Source organism: Acinetobacter boissieri, assembly GCF_900096955.1.
Taxonomy (GTDB): Bacteria; Pseudomonadota; Gammaproteobacteria; order Pseudomonadales; family Moraxellaceae; genus Acinetobacter; species Acinetobacter boissieri.
The window spans coordinates 55,220-76,374 of record NZ_FMYL01000007.1 but is presented as its reverse complement, the minus strand read 5'-3'; the positions used below and the strand labels follow the sequence as shown (position 1 = coordinate 76,374).

The following is a 21,155-nucleotide window of genomic DNA, read 5'->3' as shown; positions in this document are numbered from 1 at the left end:
GATATACTAAATGAAAGGTTTTATGGTTTGAAAATGAAATCGCCAACAGCTTATAAGGCATGTTGGCGATGAGCTACGATTTATATTGTATAAAGATTTACTATGCTTTACTCAGAGTGGCCACTGTTTTGCTCTTCAATGCGGCCATCTTGTTGCTGGTACGAACTGTGACCACTTGCGTGTAGTGCTTTACGTACACCGGCTTCATAGTCTGGGTGAACTCGGCCAAAATGTACCAGTTGTTTTTCGATAATTTCTTTAGGTACGCCTTGCATTGCATCTGCAATATTACTAAACAGTCGTGATTTCTCACCTTCATCAAATAGATTAAATAATGCAGTGACTTGAACGTAGTCGTTGTTTCCTTCGTCTTGACGATGGTCGAAACGATCTACAATGTTTGAGTCTAAGCGAAGCGGTGGCTCTTTTAATTCAGGATTGGCAATTGGGCCACCAAAAGAGTTTGGTTCATAATACGCATCTGGGTTTGGAAAGTGCTCTTGCACATTCATTGGACCATCTTTGTGGTAGTGGTGTACAGGACATTGTGGACGGTTTACTGGAATATTTTCGTAATGTGTGCCTAAGCGATAGCGGTGTGCATCTGCATAGCTGAAAATACGCGCCTGTAGTACTCGGTCTGGTGAAAAGCCAATGCCTGGAATAACATTTGATGGAGAAAATGCAGCTTGTTCTATTTGTGCAAAATAGTTTTCAGGATTTTTATTGAGTTCAAGTACACCAATTTCAATCGGTGGGTATTCACTATGTGGCCATACTTTAGTGAGATCAAATGGATTGTATGATGTTTTTTCTGCATCGAGTTCAGGCATAATTTGTACTTGTACTGACCATTTTGGAAAGTCACCATTTTCAATGCTGTAGTACAAATCTTCTTGCGTTGTTTCACGGCTTTCGCCTACTTTTTGTTGCCCTTCAGGGTTGGTCCAATGGCGGTGACCTTGTTGTGTTTTAAAGTGAAATTTCACCCAAAAACGCTCACCTTTTTTATTCCAAAAAGAAAATGTGTGAGAGCCATAACCATTCATATGGCGTACGTCAGTGGGTAAGCCACGGTCTGACATTAAAATAGTGACTTGATGTAAACTTTCTGGTGACAGTGACCAGTAGTCCCACATTGCGGTAGGTGAGCGTAAGTTGGTACGTGGATGTCTTTTTTGGGTATGAATAAAGTCTGGAAATTTGAGAGGGTCACGTAAAAAGAATACAGGTGTGTTATTGCCGACTAAATCCCAGTTGCCCTCTTCAGTATAAAATTTAAGTGAAAAACCACGAACGTCACGCTCAGCATCAGCAGCGCCATGTTCACCAGCAACGGTTGAAAAGCGCGCGAGCATTTTTGTTTGCTTGCCTTCGCCGTTAAAAACTTCTGCACGTGTATATTCAGATAGATCTTTTGTGAGTGTAAATGTACCAAATGCACCCCAACCTTTGGCATGTACTGTACGTTCTGGAATTCTTTCACGGTTTTGGTGTGCTAGCTTTTCGATCAGTTGCCAGTCTTGCATTAAAAGAGGACCACGTTGTCCAACGGTGACACTGTTTTGATTGTCTGCGATGGGTGATCCTGCAGTAGTTGTATGATACGGGCACTTACTCATGGCTTACTCCTAAATTACGGGCTTGCTATCGTTATTGCTAAAATTGCTTTTTTAATGGCTTAATAGTTGCGTTTTTGATTATGTTAATAATTATTTAACGGCTAAATTTTAGTCTAATAGTGGTATTTTTTGGTATGTTAAGTTGTGCTGGTTTTGTAACAGTGTGTATTTAAAAATTTAATCGTCACTATTTGTTCTTTATTTCACGATGAAATAGCAAAACGATCCGTACTTCGAATGTGAGGGTTTTGAATACAAGCCTTGAGTGTTTCAGGTTTTATTATTCATTCAATAGGGGTAACGATTGATTCTTTTACGTTGTTCAGATGAATATGACATTCTTATTAAAAAAGCGTTTTGACATCAATTGGGTTTCTCTATTACTTTCATTCATAAAAACGGATTCCATTTTGAATGAAAAGCTTCTAATTTATAGTCATAACCGATCAAGATTTTAAATAATACATTGGAGTTCTTTAAATGAGTCACGATACGCAAGCGAATTCAGGTAAGTGCCCATTTCACCAAAATGGTGCAAGCACAACTGTAGCCAGCTCAAATACAGACTGGTGGCCAAACGCACTTAACTTAGATATTTTATCTCAGCATGATCATAAAACCGATCCGATGGATCCTGATTTTGACTATGCTAAAGCATACAGTACGTTAGATCTAGATGCAGTGAAAGCAGATATTCGTGCATTGATCAATACAAGTCAAGACTGGTGGCCAGCGGACTGGGGTAGTTATGTGGGTATGTTTGTACGTACTGCATGGCACCTTGCAGGTACATACCGTAAGCAAGATGGTCGTGGTGGTTCAAATACAGGTAACCAACGTTTTGCACCATTGAACAGTTGGCCTGATAATGTAAACACCGACAAAGGTCGCCGTTTACTTTGGCCAATTAAGCAAAAGTATGGTAACAAAATCTCTTGGGGCGATTTAATTGTCTTGGCAGGTACAGTTGCGTATGAAGTTGCAGGTCTTAAAACATTTGGCTTTGCTGGCGGTCGTAAAGAAATTTGGCATCCAGAAAAAGATATTTACTGGGGTGAAGAGCGTCAGTGGTTAGATGCAACAGAAAACCGTTATGAAAATGACCAAGATCGTACTAGCCTAGAAAACCCATTGGCTGCAGTACAAATGGGCTTGATTTATGTAAACCCTGAAGGGGTAGACGGTAAATCTGATCCATTAAAAACTGCACAAGACATGCGTGAAACATTTGACCGTATGGCAATGAACGATGAAGAAACTGTTGCTTTGACTGCGGGTGGTCATACTGTAGGTAAATCGCATGGTAATGGTGATGCAAGTGTTCTTGGTGCAGATACCGAAGGTGCAGATGTTGAATTTCAAGGCTTAGGTTGGCATAACCCACAAGGTAATGGTAACGGCGCCAATACGATGGTGAGTGGTATTGAAGGTGCATGGACCACGAATCCAACAAAATGGGATAATGAATTCTTCTATTTATTGTTTACGTACGATTGGGCATTGACTAAAAGCCCGGCAGGTGCAACGCAGTGGGAGCCTGTAAACATTAAAGAAGAAGATATGCCAATAGATGCGCATGATCCAAGCGTTCGTCGTAATCCAATTATGACTGATGCAGATATGGCATTAAAAATTGATCCTGAATACCGTAAAATTTCTGAGCGTTTCTATAAAGATCCAGCGTATTTCTCAGAAGTCTTTGCTCGTGCATGGTTTAAGTTAACCCACAGAGATTTAGGGCCAAAATCAAGATACTTAGGCGATCAAGTACCTAACGAAGATTTAATTTGGCAAGATCCTGTTCCTGCTGTTGACTACACATTAACAGATGCCGAAATAGCAACGCTAAAAGAAAAATTGTTAAATAGTGGTTTAACAACGACTGAACTCATTAATACAGCATGGGACAGTGCCCGTACGTATCGTGGTTCAGACTTCCGTGGTGGTGCAAATGGTGCTCGTATTCGTTTAGCACCACAAAAAGACTGGGCTGGTAATGAGCCTGAGCGTTTGGCAAAAGTACTTGCAACACTTGAACAGGTACAAGCCTCTTTAGACAAAAAAGTAAGTATTGCTGACTTAATTGTACTTGGTGGTACGGCTGCTGTTGAAAAAGCAGCACATGACGCGGGTGTAAAAGTGATTGTACCGTTTGCTGCGGGTCGTGGTGATGCAGCGCAAGAGCAAACAGATGAGTATTCATTTAAAGATCTTGAGCCAAAACATGACGGTTTCCGTAACTGGTTAAAAGCAGATTATGCGGTACAACCTGAAGAAATGTTGCTTGATCGCGCACAATTGCTTGGTTTAACAGCACCTGAAATGACAGTGTTGATTGGTGGTATGCGTGTACTTGGTACCAACTATGCAGGAAGTAAACATGGTGTGTTTACTGATAAAGAAGGTGTATTGAGCAATGACTTCTTTGTGAACTTAACTGACATGCGTAATACATGGAAACCGGTCGGCAAAAACCTTTACGAAATTCGTGATCGTGCGACAGGTGCTGTGAAATGGACAGCAACTCGTGTAGATCTTGTGTTTGGTTCAAACTCAATCTTACGTTCGTATGCAGAAGTATACGGTCAGTTTGATAACCAAGAAAAATTTGTACGTGACTTTATTAAAGCATGGACAAAAGTGATGAATGCAGACCGCTTTGATCTAGAAGCGTAAGCGCTAAAACTTAAAAAGCCGCCTTGAGTATCTACTCAAGGCGGCTTTTTTATGTAAACTATATTTTTTAAATGGAACGGCTTAGACGTTGAATATAATATTCAATATCTGCGTCATCATAACCGAGTAGTTGACCAATTTCTCGCTCTAAAGGGACCGAAAACCCCACAGTAAATGTCATTTTGATGACTTCAATTAAACGCTGTACATTCGGGGTGTTTGGCGCATGTGAAATAATGGAATAAACAATTTCATGCGGTTCATCTTTAAACATAAATTGGCGCGCGAATTGGGTACAATGTAGTCGACCACTTGCTAAGTGTGGTGTAAATTCTTCCGGCATTTCTGAGTCTGTATAGAATAATGCCAATGGTTTTTTATTGGCCAGCATGAGTGATAATTCTTTGTACTCGTGTGGGCCTAAAGATGGGTGCATTGGCATATTATGCATCATGTGACTCACTCGTGTTAACTAGTAATTAAGCGATTGGTGATGACCATGTCTGATAAGCCGTTGGTTTTGAAATAGTTTTCTACCCAACTTTTAATCATGAGTGGATTATCTAAGGTGAGCACATGTGCCAAGAGTGCTTGCGCATCTTGCATAGGTATATGGCAAATGGCTTTACGGACTCTTAAAATATTGCTTGAGCTCATGGAGAGGGTATTAAACCCCATGGCCATGAGTAAAATAGCAGATAGCGGATCACCTGCCATTTCACCACAAATACTAATTGGTTTATTGTATTGGTGGCAGTCTTGTACTAAGCGATTCAGGGCACGTAATACAGCAGGGTGAAAGTGAGAGTACACACCTGAGACATGTGGATTATTACGATCTACTGCCAATAAGTATTGAGTTAAATCATTTGAACCCACAGAGAAAAAATCAACTAGACCTGAAAACTCACGAATTTGAAACAGTACGCTTGGTACTTCAACCATAATACCTAATTTGGGTTTGGTAATATTGACCTGTTCTTCTTCTTGAATGGCTTTGCAATCTCTTTCTAGTAAATACAGTACTTCTTCCACTTCACTAATGCTGGTGACCATCGGTAATAAGATATGTAAGTTATTTAAACCAATATTTGCTTTAAGCATGGCCCGAATTTGCGATGAAAAAATTTCTGGATGATCCAATGTAAAGCGTAGTCCACGCCAACCCAATGCAGAGTTGGCCTCCTTAATGCTAAAGTAAGGCAGTTCTTTATCTGCACCAATATCTAAAGTACGCATGGTGACAGGTTTACCCGCAAAGTGACTCAGTTGTTGGCGGTAAATAACGCGTTGTTCTTCTTCGCCAGGAAAGCGGTCACGAAGCATAAACGGAATTTCACTACGATATAACCCAACCCCTTTTGCCCCACGTTGTACACCACGGACAACGTCAATCATCAGTCCAGTATTGACCAATAGTTGCATGGCAATACCATCTGGAGTGATGGCATCTTTAGTTTCATATTGCTTTAAGTCTTTGGCAATTTGTTCTTCTTCTTTTTGAATTTCTTTATAACGCTGGCGTAATCTACGGGGTGGATTAATGGTGACTTTGCCTTGGTAAGCATCCACAATCATTTCCACGTCATCGAGAGTATTAATTGGCAGTTCAGTCACACCAACAACGGTTGGAATGCCTAAAGCACGTGCCACGATGACCATGTGTGAGTTAGCGGCACCTTCTGTTGTAACAATAGCGGCAATTTTATCAAGCGGTAATTCAACTAAGGCTGCGGTACTAATTTCATCTCCGATTAAAATACTGTCTGAGCTTAACTCTTTGTGGCTTGCATCAGCTTCTTGTAGTGACGCTAAAATTCGTCGCCCTAAGTCTTTTAAATCAGACACTCGCTCACGTAAATAGTCATCTTCCATCTGTGCAAAATGAGCAATGTGGCGTTCTAGTACAATACGCACAGCGCCTTGAGCCCAATGGCCTGTGCGAATTTCTTCTTTAATTTCTTGAGGGAGAGCGTAGTCATCAAGCATACGTAAGAAAATACTAAACAGAGCCCGCTCATCAGACATGAGAGAGTCTTTCATTTTTTCATCTAGGCGTTTGATGTCTTCACGGACTGCAATGACTGCTTGGTCGAGTAATCCAAGCTGTTCACTAATGTCTTCAGCTTCTCGCTCTGGTACAGCCGAAATATCAGAGGGAGGGTAGAGAACAATAGCACGGCCTAAAGCAATCCCTCCAGAGCCTGCAGCACCCTGAAAGATTTTGTAATTGGAAATATTGGTGACTTTTCGAAAGAGATCTGCACTACTGACCGCATGAGCATGCGCAATGACCCCTGAGAGCTGTGCGCACAGCGTAACCAAAAATGATTCAGCTGCTTCACTAAAGTCTTGACGTTCTTTATTTTGCACCACCAAAACGCCCATCACTTTACGGCGATACATGACAGGTACACCCATAAATGAGTTGTAAATTTCTTCACCCGTTTCTGGGAAATACGCATATTGTTCGTGTTCTGATGCGCGTTCAAGATTGACAATTTCTTCTCTTTGTCCGACTAAACCGACTAAACCTTCGCCGAACTGTAGTGAAACGTGGCCAACGGACTCAACATTTAGTCCTTTACTCGCCATCAGTAAATAGCATTGATTTCGCTCGTCGAGTAAGTAAATCGAACATACATCAACGTCCATAGCTTCAGACACTTGTTTGACCATAATATCTAACGATTCAGATAAATCGTTAGAGGCATTGATTTTTTGTACAATGCGCCTTAATGTGTCTAGTTGCATATTCGACATAAATGCATACTCCTGAGCAATTTATCGCTTTAGTTATAACAGTATCATTAAGAATAATCACTCACTAAAAATGCCTCTTTTGATTTATTTTTAGTGTAAAAACTGTACCGAAAGTTCAACCATAGCCTTTCGGTAAACATCTCTCTTAAAGTTGACTACTTGCCCAAGTGGGTACCAATAACTGACCCATTGCCACTGATCAAACTCTGGTGGCTGAGATAAATTCAGCTGTATGTACTTGGTTGGTGCGATGAGTCGTAATAAAAACCATTTTTGTTTCTGTCCAATACAAATCGGTTCAGAGCCTGAACGAATGTATCGGTGTGGCAAACGATAGCGTAACCAACCTTTGGTTTGTGCAATCATTTGGACGTGTTCGGGAAGCAGGCCAACTTCTTCTCTAAGCTCTCTATAAAGTGCTTGTTCAGGGGTTTCACCTTGTTGTATACCACCTTGTGGAAATTGCCAAGCATTGTGTCCAATGCGTTTTGCCCATAACACTTGTCCATTATCGTTTGCCAAAATGATCCCGACATTGGGTCGGAAACCTTCGGAGTCGATCATCTGGCTACCTATATATTGTGCTGATTTTTATAGATCTCAATTAAATAAAAGTATTTAGCATACGCTTGTAAAAAAAAGATCGTAGAATCTTATTAAAAATTGCTATGATCTTAACGAATTTCTGACCTTAATCGGTGATTGATTTACATTTTTTTTCTTTATTATTTAAATTAAATGAGAGTTTTCATGAAATTGGCTTTATTTGACTTAGATCACACCTTATTAAATATCGACTCAGATCATTCTTGGGGAGAGTTTTTGATTCAAGAGGGTTTGGTTGATGAAAAACGTCATCGTGAAATGAATGATCAATTTTATGAAGATTATAAAACAGGTCAACTGGATGTCATTGCTTATAATGAATTTGTTTTTGAGTTTTTAACACAACATGATCAAGTTACACTTGCAAAGGTTCACACGTGTTTTATGCAAAAAGTGATTGCACCACAAATGCGACCTGAAGGTTTAGAGCAAGTGAAATACCATCAATCGCTTGGTCATGAAATCGTGGGCATTACGGCAACAAATGATTTTATCACAACGCCTATTTTTAATGCTTTTGGTATTACGCAGGTGATTGCGACACAAGCTGAGCAAAAAAATGGTTGCTACACAGGGCATGTGGTAGGCACACCTTGCTTTCAAGCGGGGAAATTGGTGCGTTTAGAGCAGTGGCTAAAGGGTCGGAATGTTGAAGAAAGCTGGGCATATTCAGATTCATTTAATGATCGTTTTTTACTTGAATATGCCACCCATGCATTTGCTGTAGTGCCTGATGAGCGGTTAAGTCATCTTGCAACTGAAAAAGGTTGGCCGATTTTAGATTGGTCTATTATTTAAAGTTTATTTGGTGTAAAGCAACCTTACGAAAGTAATGAAATTTTAATTTATACTTTTGTAAGGTTTTATTTTATATACTTATTTTCTTTTTAAAAGTAGGTAGTCAGTTGATTTATCTTTTATTATATAATCTTGGTTGATTTTTTTAAATTCAGAACTACGAGTAATTAAAAATAATATACCAAGAATAAATACAACAGTAGTACTCGTCACAATAAGTATTGTAGCGAATTCTATACCAGAATAGATCATGGCGATAACAGAGATGATCATACCCAAAAGTACATTTTTCACCATACTTGGCATAATATTTTTTCTTCTAGCGACATCGTTGGCAAAAGAACCTCTTACTTCAATTGTCTGTTGATTATTTTCAAGCGCTACATTTAATTGATCTTCATTACTGACAAAGTTTGACATATTAATTACTTTTAAATTAAAAATGATAAATATAACACTAAATTATTGCAGAAAAACGAATTGCCAAGCATCAAAGTAGCACTCATCTATTTCTAATATGTTAGAGCATATAAAGTGCATCATGCTTTGGTAGCAAATATACCGAATATTAAACCCTTAGGTATTTTTAATTTGGTGCTTGCATAAACTTAATCAAGGTTTGATTAGCTGTTATAGCGATTCAATATTTATTTTAGGACGATGTGTATGCCTAAAAAATTTATTATGAGTAAGATCTGTTGAAAGCACCTATACAAATTTATGATAATCAGAATATTAATCGACTATCAATGGGTATTGTTTAATGTGACATGTATGTTATTTATCTTCTATACATTTTTGCAGTACATCTAAAGGTATCCATCCTTTATCTAGTGTTGATTGATTTACACCCCATATCCATTCGTTAAGTTCCACTATTTTTTCGATAAGATCACCTTTCTTAGCATCTAATTCTTTTGCAGTGTAGTCTTTTATAATCAAACCTTCGGTATCGCTTTTGAAGTCTATGACTTGCTTAGGAATCCAGCCACGATTGTCATGTGTCTTACAAAAAAACCAACCTTTCCATTGCTCATCTTCTAAACCTATTTCTATTTTTGTGCCGCATGTGACCACAATTGGTTTTTTGTACTGGCTCTCGTATTTTTTTATGACTTTAAATTTCATTTTAAATGAGTCCATAGATAATACGTTGAAAATCTAAGCATAAGATTGTTGCGATTGCATAAAACGAATCAATGCTTGATTGGCTTTAGATTGGCTACGGTTTGGGTGCCATACCATACCAAGGGTTCTTTTTAATTCAATATCGAGATCTAAGCGAACCAACTCATCATTGAGTAAGGTTTGTGGTAGAACAGACCACCCCAAACCAATAGCAGCAAGCATTCGAATAGATTCTAAAGGATTATTGGTCATGCTTACTTTAGGGCGTAAATTTTGTTTTTCAAACTCGGCTAACGTAATTTGACTGGTATAGGTTTTGGCCGCAGGGAGTAAACTTGGGTATGTTATTAATTGTTCAAGGCTTAGTTGCTTGACTGTTGCAAGTGGATGAAACGGCGCTGCGACAAAAATAAGTGGATCTTCCCAAAGTGAGATGTAGTTTAGGCGTTCATCAAGTTTTGGCGGTAAAGTCAAAAAGGCAATTTCTAAATCACCGGCAAGAACATGTTCATGTGCTTGTTCTGAATCTACAAATTTCACGTCGAGTATGACTTGAGGGTACTGTTGTACATAGTGTTTTAAATATTGAGGTAAATGATGTAGTCCAATGTGGTGACTTGTACCGAGTTTAAGTAGCCCTTGAACAGATTCATGTTCATGGCTTAGTGTATGTTGAATACTTCCAAGTTCGTTTAACCACGTTTTAACTTGTGGTAGTAGGCTATGGGCCACTTGAGTTGGTTGAATCCCACGACCGGCAGATTCAAAAAGTCGGACGTTAAAATAAGACTCGACATTGTGAATGCGTTTAGTTACAGCAGGTTGTGTGATAAATAATAAATCAGCGGCTAGAGAAATAGAGCCTGTTTCCATGACTTTGACAAATGCTTCAAAAGCAGCAAGATTCATGGTTTACCCCATAGATTAAAAAAATAATTTATACAATATTATATATCTTATTATTTTTTTTTATGCAAATTCCGAACGATATAGATTCTGTTCAATGGTTTATATCACGTAAAAGAATGTATTAGAATTATTCCAAAAAGTTTAATGATATATAAAAATGATAAATTAGATTTATGATAGACTCGAGTTATAATACGCTATAAGCAACCTAAAACGCACCCAGTCCAATGGAGTACAACGACATGGCAGGCAAAACGTTATACGATAAATTATGGGATGATCATTTAGTTAAACAACGCGATGATGGCTCAAGTTTAATCTATATTGACCGACAACTTTTACATGAAGTGACCTCACCACAAGCTTTCGAAGGTCTTGTATTGGCAGGTCGTCAGCCGTGGCGTTTAGGGGCAAATGTTGCAACACCAGACCATAATGTACCCACTTCGAAAAAAGAACGTGAGCAAGGCATCGCAGGGATTGAAGACAATACTTCTCGAATTCAAGTGCAGACTTTAGATGATAACTGTAAAAGCTTTAATGTTGTACAGTTTGGTATTAACGATATTCGTCAGGGTATTGTGCATGTCGTTGGTCCAGAGCAAGGTTTAACATTGCCGGGTATGACGGTTGTATGTGGTGATTCACACACGGCAACACATGGTGCATTTGGCTGTTTGGCACACGGTATTGGTACATCAGAAGTTGAGCATGTCCTTGCAACGCAGTGTCTAGTACAGAAAAAAATGAAAAACATGCTTGTACGTGTTGATGGCAAGTTGGGTCAGGGCGTGACATCTAAAGATGTCGTATTGGCCATTATTGGTAAAATTGGTACTGCTGGTGGTACAGGGCATGCCATTGAGTTTGGTGGTCAAGTCTTCCGTGATATGTCTATAGAAGGGCGTATGACTGTGTGTAATATGGCCATTGAAGGCGGTGCACGTGTTGGTTTAGTGGCTGTTGATGAAAAGACCATTGAATATGTAAAAAACCGACCATATGCACCAAAAGACCAAGATTGGAACCAAGCTGTTGAATATTGGAATACATTGCATTCAGATGATGATGCACATTTCGATACGGTTGTTGTGCTACAAGGTGAAGAGATTGAGCCGCAAGTGTCTTGGGGCACATCGCCTGAAATGGTCATTCCAGTATCTAAAATGGTGCCAACCCTTGCAGAAGCCAAAGATGATGTTCAGCGTAACGATTGGATTCGTTCATACCAATATATGGGGTTAACTGAAGGGCAAGCATTACAAGATATTCGTCTTGACCGTGTGTTTATTGGCTCATGTACCAACTCACGTATTGAAGATATTCGTGCAGCAGCAGAAGTGGTGAAAGGCCGTAAAGTAGCTGCTACGATCAAGCAAGCAATGGTTGTTCCTGGTTCTGGTTTAGTGAAGTCACAGGCAGAAAATGAAGGTTTAGATCAAGTATTTATTGATGCAGGTTTTGAGTGGCGTGAACCGGGTTGTTCAATGTGTTTGGCCATGAATGCAGATAAATTACAGTCAGGTGAGCACTGTGCTTCAACTTCAAACCGTAATTTTGAAGGGCGTCAAGGCAATGGCGGGCGTACCCACTTGGTGAGTCCAGCAATGGCGGCTGCAGCAGCAATCGCTGGCCATTTTGTTGATGTTCGTACATTTTAAGGAGTAACACTGTGGAAGCATATATCGTTGAAACTGGACTTGTTGCACCTTTAGACCGTGCTAATGTAGATACAGATCTCATTATTCCTAAGCAGTTTTTAAAATCAATTAAACGCACCGGCTTTGGTGACAATTTATTTGATGAACTTCGTTATTTAGACGAAGGTTATCTTGGTCAAGACATTAATAAACGCCCTAAAAACCCAGATTTTGTGCTAAACCAAGCACGTTATCAAGGTGCAACTATTTTAGTGACACGTAAAAACTTTGGTTGTGGTTCAAGCCGTGAACATGCGCCTTGGGCACTCAATGAATATGGTTTTCGTACTGTTATTGCACCAAGTTATGCAGACATTTTTTTTAACAATAGTTTTAAAAATGGCATGTTACCCGTGATTTTGTCAGAAGATGAAGTGGATTTTATTATTAAATCTTGTCAAGCCAATGAAGGGTATACAATCACTGTTGATCTTGCATCGCAAGAAGTTCGTTTAACAAGCGGTGAAGTATTTCAATTTGAAGTTGATCCATTTCGTAAACATTGTTTGCTGAATGGTTTGGATGATATTGGTTTAACTTTACAAGATGATGATCTTATACACGCTTATGAAGATGAAATTAAAAAACGTAAACCTTGGATTTTTAATTCACTTTCATCTTAACCTCATGATATTCGTGGTGTGTTAAACAAACTCTTGTTAATATAAGTCATCTTTTGAATATACGCCGTCAGGTTGGCTTAAATCCATGAAAAACGTGATTGCTAAAATGATGATGATTGGCATGTGTTGCTTGAGTTTCAGCGCATGTCAAACAACACCAAAGCATTTGGTTTCAAAACAAGTGTTACCTAATAATAGTACTGTGAAAATTTTTTGTGATGGCGCAAAAACATGTGAGTTTGAGCGTGTGAATCACGTTCGTATTGTGAATGAAAACACGCATTTGGCTGACTATGACGCTATTCAAAAAGGTTATGTTCGATTGCAATTGAGCTCAACTTTAGAATCAAACCATTTGTATTTAACAATACCTGCACAACAACAAGAAATTGTGATTCGGTTTTACCCAATTTCGCTAGATCGTGCTGAAAAAATTAATGTTATTCATCAGTTTAAAGCAAATCAGACCTACACATTTAGTATGTATAGAGATCGAATTAAACGAGATAATAATTTGCTAAGCTTATCTACACCAGACCCGTTATGTGTGAAACTTTTAGAGGGGCAACGTGTAATTCGCCGTTTTTGTAAACCTTATAATGTTTTAACGGGTTTAGGCGAATTTGTAGAGCAAAAAAATGACTTTAAATCATTGAAAGACAACTAATAAATTTATTTTATAAAACATGATCGTGGAACATGCTATGTCAAAACAAATTCTTATTTTAGCGGGCGATGGTATTGGCCCTGAAATTGTCAAAGTGGCAGAAACGGTATTGGCCCAAGTGAATCAAAAGTTTGATTTAGGTTTAACTTGGCAACACGGTTTACTTGGCGGTGCTGCAATTGATGCGCATGGTAGCCCTTATCCTGAAGTGACCAGTCAGCAGGCGCAAGCGGCTGATGCAATTTTATTGGGGGCAGTGGGTGGCCCAAAATGGGATACGATTGAGCGTTCGATTCGTCCGGAGCGTGGTTTACTTAAAATTAGAAGTGAACTGAACTTATTTGCTAATTTACGCCCAGCAATTTTGTATCCTCAACTGGCAGATGCATCGAGTCTAAAGCCTGAAGTCGTTTCTGGTTTAGATATTTTGATTGTACGTGAACTCACAGGTGGTATTTACTTTGGTCAACCTCGTGGCATTCGTGAATTAGAAAATGGCGAAAAGCAAGGCTATAACACAGACGTTTATGCTGAATCTGAAATTAAGCGTATTGCAAAAGTTGCTTTCGAAATGGCGCAGTTACGTGGTGGTAAAGTATGTTCGGTAGATAAAGCCAATGTACTTGAAGTGACTGAACTTTGGAAACAAACAGTGACTCAAGTACAAAAGGACAATTATCCAGAGATTAATTTGTCACATATGTATGTAGACAATGCAGCGATGCAACTTGTACGTGCACCAAAACAGTTTGATGTCATTGTAACGGGTAATCTGTTTGGTGATATTTTATCTGATGAAGCGGCAATGCTTACAGGCTCTATCGGCATGTTGCCATCAGCATCATTGGATGAGCAGGGTAAAGGCATGTACGAGCCGTGTCATGGTTCAGCACCGGATATTGCAGGGCAAGATGTTGCGAACCCACTAGCAACCATTTTATCTGTAGCAATGATGCTTCGTTATACATTTAGAGAAGAAGCTGCAGCCGTTGCTATTGAGCAAGCTGTAGGCAACGTGTTAGATCAAGGTTTACGTACTGCTGACATTATGTCTGAAGGTATGACTAAAGTGGGCACACGTGCGATGGGTCAGGCTGTTGTAAACGCTTTATAAGACTATTTTTTTTGTGTACCAATGCATGGCTATATTTAAGTATAGCCATGCATTTTTTATTTATTTTTGGGGTGTAATTTTGATGTTAAATAAAAAATTGTCAGGTTTTCATTTGGGGTTGGGTATTTTTTATCTCATTATGTTTGTGATGATTGTTGTGCTTTCATTTGGTGTAAATCAATCGTTAGATAAGGTGGCAATAGGTTATATTTGTTTTTTACTATTTCTTATTGCACTGCATTTGAAAGCGTACTATGAAGTACGTAAGAGTACACAGCTTGGTAAAATCTTATCAAGAGTTTTGGCCTGCTTTTTGTTGCTTGGGTTTCCTATTGGTACGTTATTGGCGCTTCTTATTTTTTCTTATACGAAAGAGTCAAATTGGCAAACATCAAATATTTAAAATAAAACGTGTAAAAAAAGCCACGCTGTAGAGGTGGCTTTTTCGCTTCGACTAATGACTAGCGTGCACGGTAAGTGATACGACCTTTGCTTAAATCGTAAGGCGTCATTTCGACCTTTACGCTATCGCCAGTTAAAATACGGATATAGTGCTTACGCATTTTACCAGAAATGTGCGCAATCACTTCATGTCCATTTTCTAAACGAACGCGAAACATAGTATTAGGAAGCGTCTCGGTGACAACGCCTTCGAACTCTATCAGTTCCTCTTTATTGGCCATAGCCTACCTAAATGAATAAAATGACAAGGCGCAAATTATATACAAATTACAATAAGAACACAAGCAAGCAACGGGTTGCGATTTATAAAATGAGTATTGTATTTACGTTGGCCAATTTAACCACTGTGGTCCAAGCGTCACTTGAGGTAGATTAAAAATCTCATCATAGCCTGCTTGAATAAAATATAAGCCATCAGCAGGTGCAGTCATACCTGCTGCTTTACGGTCTTGTGCTGCAAAAATGGTGTCAATATGTGCTTCATTATGTACGTGTTGTCCAATATCTAATAAACAACCGACAATATTTCTAACCATGTGATGTAAAAACCCATCTGCTTGAATGTCTAAGACCATAAATGGCCCATGCTGACTGAGTTTACAGTGTGAAATATGTCTGACCGGTTGATTTGACTGACATGCTGCAGCACGAAAGCTTTCAAAGTTATGTGTACCTTCAAATTTTTTAGCTGCCTGTTGCATGGCTAAAAAATCGAGAAGAGGCTGTATATGTGTAACTTGTTTATACAATAAAGCAGGACGCTGAGCAGCATTATAAATCACATAACGATAACGCCGTGAACTGGCTTTAAAGCGCGCATGAAAGTCATTACTGACACGTTTAATCCATTGTATGGAAATATCTTTAGGTAGTTGGCTATTTGTTCCTCGAATCCAACCATAGTCACTTCGTTCGGCAGGGCTGTCGAAGTGTGCAACCATATTAGTCGCATGTACGCCCGCATCTGTACGGCCTGCACCATGTAACATGACAGGGTGGTTTGCGACTTTACTCAGTACCTGTTCAATCGTTTCTTGTACACTGACCACACCTGCTTGCTGAGTTTGCCAACCTCGATAGTGTGTACCACAATATTCTATGCCTATGGCGTAACGTTGCATGTAAACCTCAAACTATGTTGCGTCAGCCCAGTGTTGTTGATATTGGCTGATGTGCTGATATGTTAAGTATAATTTTAAAATTTTGGCATATAAATCGGCATGGCCAATACAATCTGATACGAGAATATCTGCATCTTTGACCCACTGACTAATGGCATATCGTTGGTCTATACAACCAAAGGTAACTTGCGTGGTCAGTACGGCTAAACAGCCTTGTTGCTGTAGTTGTTTAAGTTGCTGAACAATCTGAGCATTCGTTGCAATATTGCCTGTACCGAAGCCCTGTAAAATTAAAAAGTCAGGGGCCTGTGTACTTATAAGATTTAGAAAATTACTGAATTGTTCTTGTTCTGTAGGTTGGAACATTAAGTTGATAAGGTTGAGTGTTTGTGCACGAGAAATATCTGTATCTGAGACGGTATAACTTGTTTGAGGAGTGCGAATGTATTCTTGACTAGAAATACCTCTAAACGCATCTAGTGCAGTTGTATGATACTTAATAACACTATGACCATGATACAACTGACCATCAAAGCTTAAGTGTACTCCTGTAGACACTTGAGATATATGATCGATTGCATGATGCAAGTTATTCAAAGCATCTGTCTCAACACGTACTTCAGTACCTTCAATGTTGAGTAAAGGGTACTGACTGCCTGTTAAAATGACAGTACAACTTTGTGCTAAAAAATGGGAAAGTACTGCGCTTGCGTAGCTTAAAGTATCTGTACCATGAATAATAATAAATTTTTGAATGTGCTGAGTTTGCTTTAATTGCTGAATAAATTGAATCAAGCGTAACCATGTTTTGGCTGTACATGCACTGCTATCAATAATATCTGGTGCAGGGTAGCAGTCAACATCTGTAAGATGAGGATGAATTATTGCATGAAGTTTAGGCAGGAACTGGCAATGAGACATTGGACTGAGTGGAGATCCGACACAGCCGAATGTTCCACCCATATAAATGACAGCAACTTTTGACATAAGACAATGTAATCATGAGCAAAAGTCTATGATAAAACGAACTGCGTTAAGATGCCATTTTATTTAATAGCTGTTCTACTTTGACTTTCTGTGTTTCTGAAAATTCAATATGTGATGCAGATAAAAGTTGTTGTGCACGCTCATATTCGCCAATCGTGACATATTCTGTGGCTAAATCAATATTTAGCTTTGCTTCGTCTAGGTGTTTTAATTCATCAAATTGATTTAGCAACACGTCTGTAGAAGCACTTTCTTCAATAATTTGATCGGGCACAGGTGTGATAGACGGTACTGTTTCATGTACTTCTGGTTCAAAAGTAAAGTCCAGAGGAATATCTGTATCCGGTTTTTCGACAGGTTTTTCTTGAGCATGGTGTGAAGCTGCTGAATCATCGAATACAGGCATTGTATCGAGTTGAATCGATTCAAGTGTTCCTACTGATCTGCTTTGTGTGCTGTAGTTAAATGAACGATTTGACTCGGTATCAGTCGTTTCATCTGTATGCTGTGTTGGCTTATTTGTTTGAGTTTCTGGTTCTAAAACAAAGTCTAAATGCGTCCCATCTTGTGAATCTTGTACGACGGGTTTAGTCTCTGTATGTTCTTCATTAAAATTGAAATCTAAGTCTAGATCTTGAGTTTTAGCTTGAGTGGGTTTTGGTGTGTAATCTACTTCTTCATTTGAAAGATTAGCAGAAAATTCAAAATCAGCTAAGTCTGTTTCATGATTCTGTACTGAATCTGTTTGGGATGTTTTTATCTCGTGCGTTTTTTCAGGTGTTTGATCTGATACAGAGGGTTGAGAATGGTTTTGATGCTCTACTTCATTTGTTGTAGGACTTGATTTTTCATGCTCTTCATCTGTGGTATAAAATTCTAGCGCACTAAAATCTTTTTCCGAATTTGTTTCGTTCTGTTGATTTTTTACATCATCTTGAGAAATCGTTTCATTCACCTGATGATGTGTCGTCGGTTCTTTTTCTTCTAGATTTATTGTTGATTCGACATGCTGTTGAGTATCTTGAGTTGTTTCTTTAGTAGTCTGAGTAGTATGTTCAGCTTCAGAGGCTTTATTCTCTTTTGCAGTCGTAGGCTCATCATTGTTTAACGCAGTGGTTGCTACGGTAGCAGTCGCAGCTGCTAAAGCAATACGTTTTTCAGCCTCTTCTTTTTTCTGACGTTGGGCAGCAGCATATTCATTTTCAATATTTTCGACAATATCAAAAAGTTTTAGCTGTTTAAGGTGCCCTATAAGTTGTTTCGTTGCAATTTCATCATCTTGTTCGCGGTAAACTTGAGCAAGCAAAAGGTAAAGCTGATGTTGTTCAGGGTTTTTATTGAGCTCTTGGTTAATTTGTGCTTCAGCGACAGAAAAGTTTTTAGCATCAATTAATGCTTGAATTTTAGCAAATGTCGCACTGAAGTTTTCCTGTTGTTTTTTAGTGATTTGAGTCACATCGTCTACAGGCGTTTTTTCTGTAACTTCTGCTGTTTTTACTGTTTCTTTTTTTACTTTTGAAGGTTTTTCTTTCACCTTTCTACTTTTGTTGTCAGCACTATCGTCTTTATTCGCTTGCTCTCGCTTTTTAAGAAATAGAGCAACGGCCAGTAAAATGATACATGGAATAATATATATGAGCATACCTATACCTTAAGTTGTTATCGCTTATGGAGTCTGAGTCGATTTGAGTGATTTAACGTACTATGAACGAGCATTTTTTTCATTCAGTTGTTTGATCTGTTGTCTTAGATCGTTAATTTTGCCATTAATCACATCAAATTTAGCATTTCTTTGTTTCATTTCACGCTGTAAGCGAGAAATTTCATGTTCTAAAGCACGAATCCGCGCTTTGGTTTGTAACAGTTCTTTTTGAATATCTTCTGACAATTGGTCATTTCGCTCAGTCGCTTTATTTGCTACTGGTATCATGGTACTTTTTTGTAAGACTTCTTTAATTTGCTCTGGCCCCCAAATGTTAATTCTTACGCCAGATTTGATGTGATTCATATTTTGTCGAGTAAAAGCAGTTGGATTATCCGCTTTTATTTTTTTTGCAATATCATCTAGCTTCTCGCCAGTTTGTGTCGCAATTTTTGCAGAAATAGACCATAGCGTATCTTGTGGTTTTACTCTATATATAAACTTTACGTCATTACTATGATCTACATTGACACTGTTGACGTTGTCAGGATCTGTATTTTTCGACGCTACTTTATTTTCATTGGTGTTAAGTGCGATAGGGGAAAGCGTTTTTTCTTCGTTATGAGGGTCTGTAGTTGTATTTGTGCCACTCACTTTAAATGGAATATTAATGCGTTTTAAGTAAGGCATGTCAGATTCTGTGACTTTGAGTACAAAATTGATACGTGGTGAGCGAATGGGTTTATTCGATGTCACGACAATGATGCCAAAATTAGCCCCATTTTTACGGACAACAAAGCCCATATCTTTACTGTTAATGCCTAACTTAGATATCTCGTCATCATCTTCAATATTCACACGAATAGATTTGATATTGGTCGCTTCACTATAAGGAACTTCCATATAAAGAAGTTGCTCTTTAGTAGACTGAATAACAGGTTGACCTAAAACAAGCGCATAGCTTGTTTTTGCCAAAAAGCATGTTAACAGTAAGGTCAGACAAAACTTTTGAGGTAAGGCCATAGCATCAATCATAATATTTTAAATGGGCGCAACTGATAATGTAGCGATAAGTTTTACATTTGTAAAATTTTTATACAAAAGCCAATCATTAGATTGGCTTTTTAGACAAATATGTGCGTTATTTGGCCTTATACTCAAGTAAAATTCTAAGCATACGGCGTAACGGCTCTGCTGCACCCCAAAGTAGTTGGTCACCCACAGTAAATGCACCTAGGTATTCTTTACCCATGTTGAGCTTGCGTAAACGCCCTACAGGAATGTTGAGTGTACCTGTTACTGCAACAGGTGAAAGTTCATGCATAGAGGCTTCACGTGTATTTGGAATGACTTTAGCCCATGCATTTGATTGACTAATCATGTCTTCAATTTCATTGAGTGGCACATCCTTGCGTAGTTTAATGGTGAGCGCTTGAGAGTGGCAACGCATCGCACCAATACGTACACAATGACCATCAATTGGTACAATGCTTGAACGACCTAAAATTTTGTTGGTTTCAGCTTGTGCTTTCCATTCTTCTTTCGACTGACCATTTTCAAGCTGTTTGTCGATATACGGAATTAAAGAACCTGCAAGTGGTACACCGAAGTTTGCTTTTGGAAAGTCAGCACCACGCTGTAGCTGAGCTACTTCACGATCAATATCTAAAATGGCTGATTTGGGGTCATCAAGTAATGTTTTGGTGTTGTTGTATAGGTAGCCCATACTGGTAATGAGTTCACGCATGTTCTGCGCACCTGCGCCAGAAGCAGCCTGATAGGTCATCGCACTCATCCATTCAACCAAGTTGTTTTGGAATAAAGAGCCTAAACCCATCAGCATAAGTGACACGGTACAGTTACCACCTACAAATGTAGTGGTTCCTTGGGTCAGTGCGTTTTGAATGACATTAGCATTGACAGGGTCAAGTACGATCACAGCATCATCTTTCATACGTAGAGTAGATGCGGCATCAATCCAGTAACCATTCCAACCAGTCGCTTTCAGTGGGCCATATACTTCGGTCGTATAGTCACCACCTTGGCAGGTAATAATGACGTCCATCTGTTTTAGACGTTCAATATCTGTTGCGTCCATAAGTGCTGGGGCGGTTTTACCGCCAAAAGCAGGCGCTTCGCCACCTGCGTTACTGGTAGAAAAATAAAATGGCTCAATGTGAGCAAAATCATTTTCTTCAACCATACGTTGCATTAGAACAGAACCAACCATTCCACGCCAACCGACCAGACCTACTTTCATGTCATTGTGCCTCGGTAGTGTATCAAAATAAAAAAGGACTTCCGAGTGTATCAAACCTAGTTTGAACTGCAACAGTT

General features: G+C 38.9%; 20 protein-coding genes. 7 read left to right on the top strand and 13 right to left on the bottom strand.

Features of this window, described 5'->3' with window-relative positions:
* Positions 1-107: 107 nt before the first annotated feature.
* The gene (locus BLS38_RS08430) at positions 108-1,622 is read right to left on the bottom strand and encodes a catalase (RefSeq protein WP_092748568.1); all 1,515 of its coding nucleotides are present in this window, start codon (positions 1,620-1,622) and stop codon (positions 108-110) included.
* 480 nt (positions 1,623-2,102) lie between these two features.
* Here BLS38_RS08430 and katG point away from each other — a divergent pair, with 480 nt between their 5' ends.
* Positions 2,103-4,298, top strand: coding sequence for a catalase/peroxidase HPI (gene katG / locus BLS38_RS08425; protein ID WP_092748566.1), 2,196 nt, complete (start codon positions 2,103-2,105; stop codon positions 4,296-4,298).
* Between the two features lie 67 nt (positions 4,299-4,365).
* Here the strand turns inward: katG and BLS38_RS08420 are convergent, their stop codons facing one another.
* The 3 genes from BLS38_RS08420 to BLS38_RS08410 form a co-directional block, all read right to left on the bottom strand.
* Positions 4,366-4,752 carry a hypothetical protein gene (locus tag BLS38_RS08420; RefSeq protein WP_143230123.1) on the bottom strand — a complete coding sequence of 129 codons (387 nt, stop codon included), beginning with the start codon at positions 4,750-4,752 and terminating at the stop codon, positions 4,366-4,368.
* A gap of 14 nt (positions 4,753-4,766) precedes the next feature.
* Positions 4,767-7,061: a phosphoenolpyruvate--protein phosphotransferase gene (gene ptsP, locus BLS38_RS08415; protein WP_092748562.1), complete on the bottom strand. Its 2,295-nt coding sequence runs from the start codon at positions 7,059-7,061 to the stop codon at positions 4,767-4,769.
* A 90-nt stretch (positions 7,062-7,151) separates the two neighbouring features.
* A complete protein-coding gene (locus BLS38_RS08410) occupies positions 7,152-7,625 on the bottom strand; it encodes an RNA pyrophosphohydrolase (protein WP_092748560.1) in 474 nt (157 codons plus the stop codon).
* Between the two features lie 186 nt (positions 7,626-7,811).
* On the opposite strand from BLS38_RS08410, the gene BLS38_RS08405 reads away from it, so the two are divergent.
* Positions 7,812-8,465: an HAD family hydrolase gene (locus tag BLS38_RS08405; RefSeq protein ID WP_092748558.1), complete on the top strand. Its 654-nt coding sequence runs from the start codon at positions 7,812-7,814 to the stop codon at positions 8,463-8,465.
* A 78-nt stretch (positions 8,466-8,543) separates the two neighbouring features.
* Here the strand turns inward: BLS38_RS08405 and BLS38_RS08400 are convergent, their stop codons facing one another.
* From BLS38_RS08400 to BLS38_RS08390, 3 genes are all read right to left on the bottom strand, one after another.
* A complete protein-coding gene (locus tag BLS38_RS08400) occupies positions 8,544-8,885 on the bottom strand; it encodes a hypothetical protein (protein WP_092748556.1) in 342 nt (113 codons plus the stop codon).
* A gap of 357 nt (positions 8,886-9,242) precedes the next feature.
* Entirely contained in the window at positions 9,243-9,593 is a 351-nt protein-coding gene (locus BLS38_RS08395; RefSeq protein ID WP_092748554.1) for an SH3 domain-containing protein, read from the bottom strand.
* 33 nt (positions 9,594-9,626) lie between these two features.
* The gene (locus BLS38_RS08390; RefSeq protein WP_092748552.1) at positions 9,627-10,502 is read right to left on the bottom strand and encodes a LysR family transcriptional regulator; all 876 of its coding nucleotides are present in this window, start codon (positions 10,500-10,502) and stop codon (positions 9,627-9,629) included.
* Between the two features lie 242 nt (positions 10,503-10,744).
* On the opposite strand from BLS38_RS08390, the gene leuC reads away from it, so the two are divergent.
* From leuC to BLS38_RS08365, 5 genes are all read left to right on the top strand, one after another.
* Positions 10,745-12,163, top strand: coding sequence for a 3-isopropylmalate dehydratase large subunit (gene leuC / locus BLS38_RS08385; RefSeq protein WP_092748550.1), 1,419 nt, complete (start codon positions 10,745-10,747; stop codon positions 12,161-12,163).
* Positions 12,164-12,174: 11 nt separating this feature from the next.
* Complete coding sequence (gene leuD / locus BLS38_RS08380) at positions 12,175-12,825, top strand: 3-isopropylmalate dehydratase small subunit (protein ID WP_092748548.1); 651 nt, start codon at positions 12,175-12,177, stop codon at positions 12,823-12,825.
* A gap of 85 nt (positions 12,826-12,910) precedes the next feature.
* On the top strand, positions 12,911-13,492 hold the full coding sequence (locus BLS38_RS08375) for a hypothetical protein (protein WP_092748546.1): 582 nt from the start codon (positions 12,911-12,913) through the stop codon (positions 13,490-13,492).
* A 37-nt stretch (positions 13,493-13,529) separates the two neighbouring features.
* The gene (gene leuB / locus BLS38_RS08370) at positions 13,530-14,606 is read left to right on the top strand and encodes a 3-isopropylmalate dehydrogenase (protein WP_092748544.1); all 1,077 of its coding nucleotides are present in this window, start codon (positions 13,530-13,532) and stop codon (positions 14,604-14,606) included.
* Positions 14,607-14,688: 82 nt separating this feature from the next.
* Complete coding sequence (locus BLS38_RS08365; protein ID WP_143230122.1) at positions 14,689-15,009, top strand: hypothetical protein; 321 nt, start codon at positions 14,689-14,691, stop codon at positions 15,007-15,009.
* A gap of 58 nt (positions 15,010-15,067) precedes the next feature.
* On the opposite strand, the gene infA is transcribed toward BLS38_RS08365, so the two are convergent.
* The 6 genes from infA to asd form a co-directional block, all read right to left on the bottom strand.
* Positions 15,068-15,289: a translation initiation factor IF-1 gene (gene infA / locus BLS38_RS08360; protein WP_004692529.1), complete on the bottom strand. Its 222-nt coding sequence runs from the start codon at positions 15,287-15,289 to the stop codon at positions 15,068-15,070.
* Positions 15,290-15,391: 102 nt separating this feature from the next.
* Positions 15,392-16,189 (bottom strand): tRNA pseudouridine(38-40) synthase TruA, encoded by a 798-nt coding sequence (gene truA / locus BLS38_RS08355; RefSeq protein ID WP_092748540.1) that lies wholly within the window; start codon positions 16,187-16,189, stop codon positions 15,392-15,394.
* A 12-nt stretch (positions 16,190-16,201) separates the two neighbouring features.
* Positions 16,202-17,176 (bottom strand): asparaginase domain-containing protein, encoded by a 975-nt coding sequence (locus BLS38_RS08350; protein ID WP_092748538.1) that lies wholly within the window; start codon positions 17,174-17,176, stop codon positions 16,202-16,204.
* 46 nt (positions 17,177-17,222) lie between these two features.
* Complete coding sequence (locus tag BLS38_RS08345; RefSeq protein WP_092748536.1) at positions 17,223-18,818, bottom strand: tetratricopeptide repeat protein; 1,596 nt, start codon at positions 18,816-18,818, stop codon at positions 17,223-17,225.
* 60 nt (positions 18,819-18,878) lie between these two features.
* A complete protein-coding gene (locus BLS38_RS08340) occupies positions 18,879-19,841 on the bottom strand; it encodes a type IV pilus assembly protein FimV (RefSeq protein WP_143230121.1) in 963 nt (320 codons plus the stop codon).
* Positions 19,842-19,959: 118 nt separating this feature from the next.
* Positions 19,960-21,078, bottom strand: coding sequence for an aspartate-semialdehyde dehydrogenase (gene asd / locus BLS38_RS08335; protein WP_092748532.1), 1,119 nt, complete (start codon positions 21,076-21,078; stop codon positions 19,960-19,962).
* Positions 21,079-21,155 lie beyond the last annotated feature (77 nt).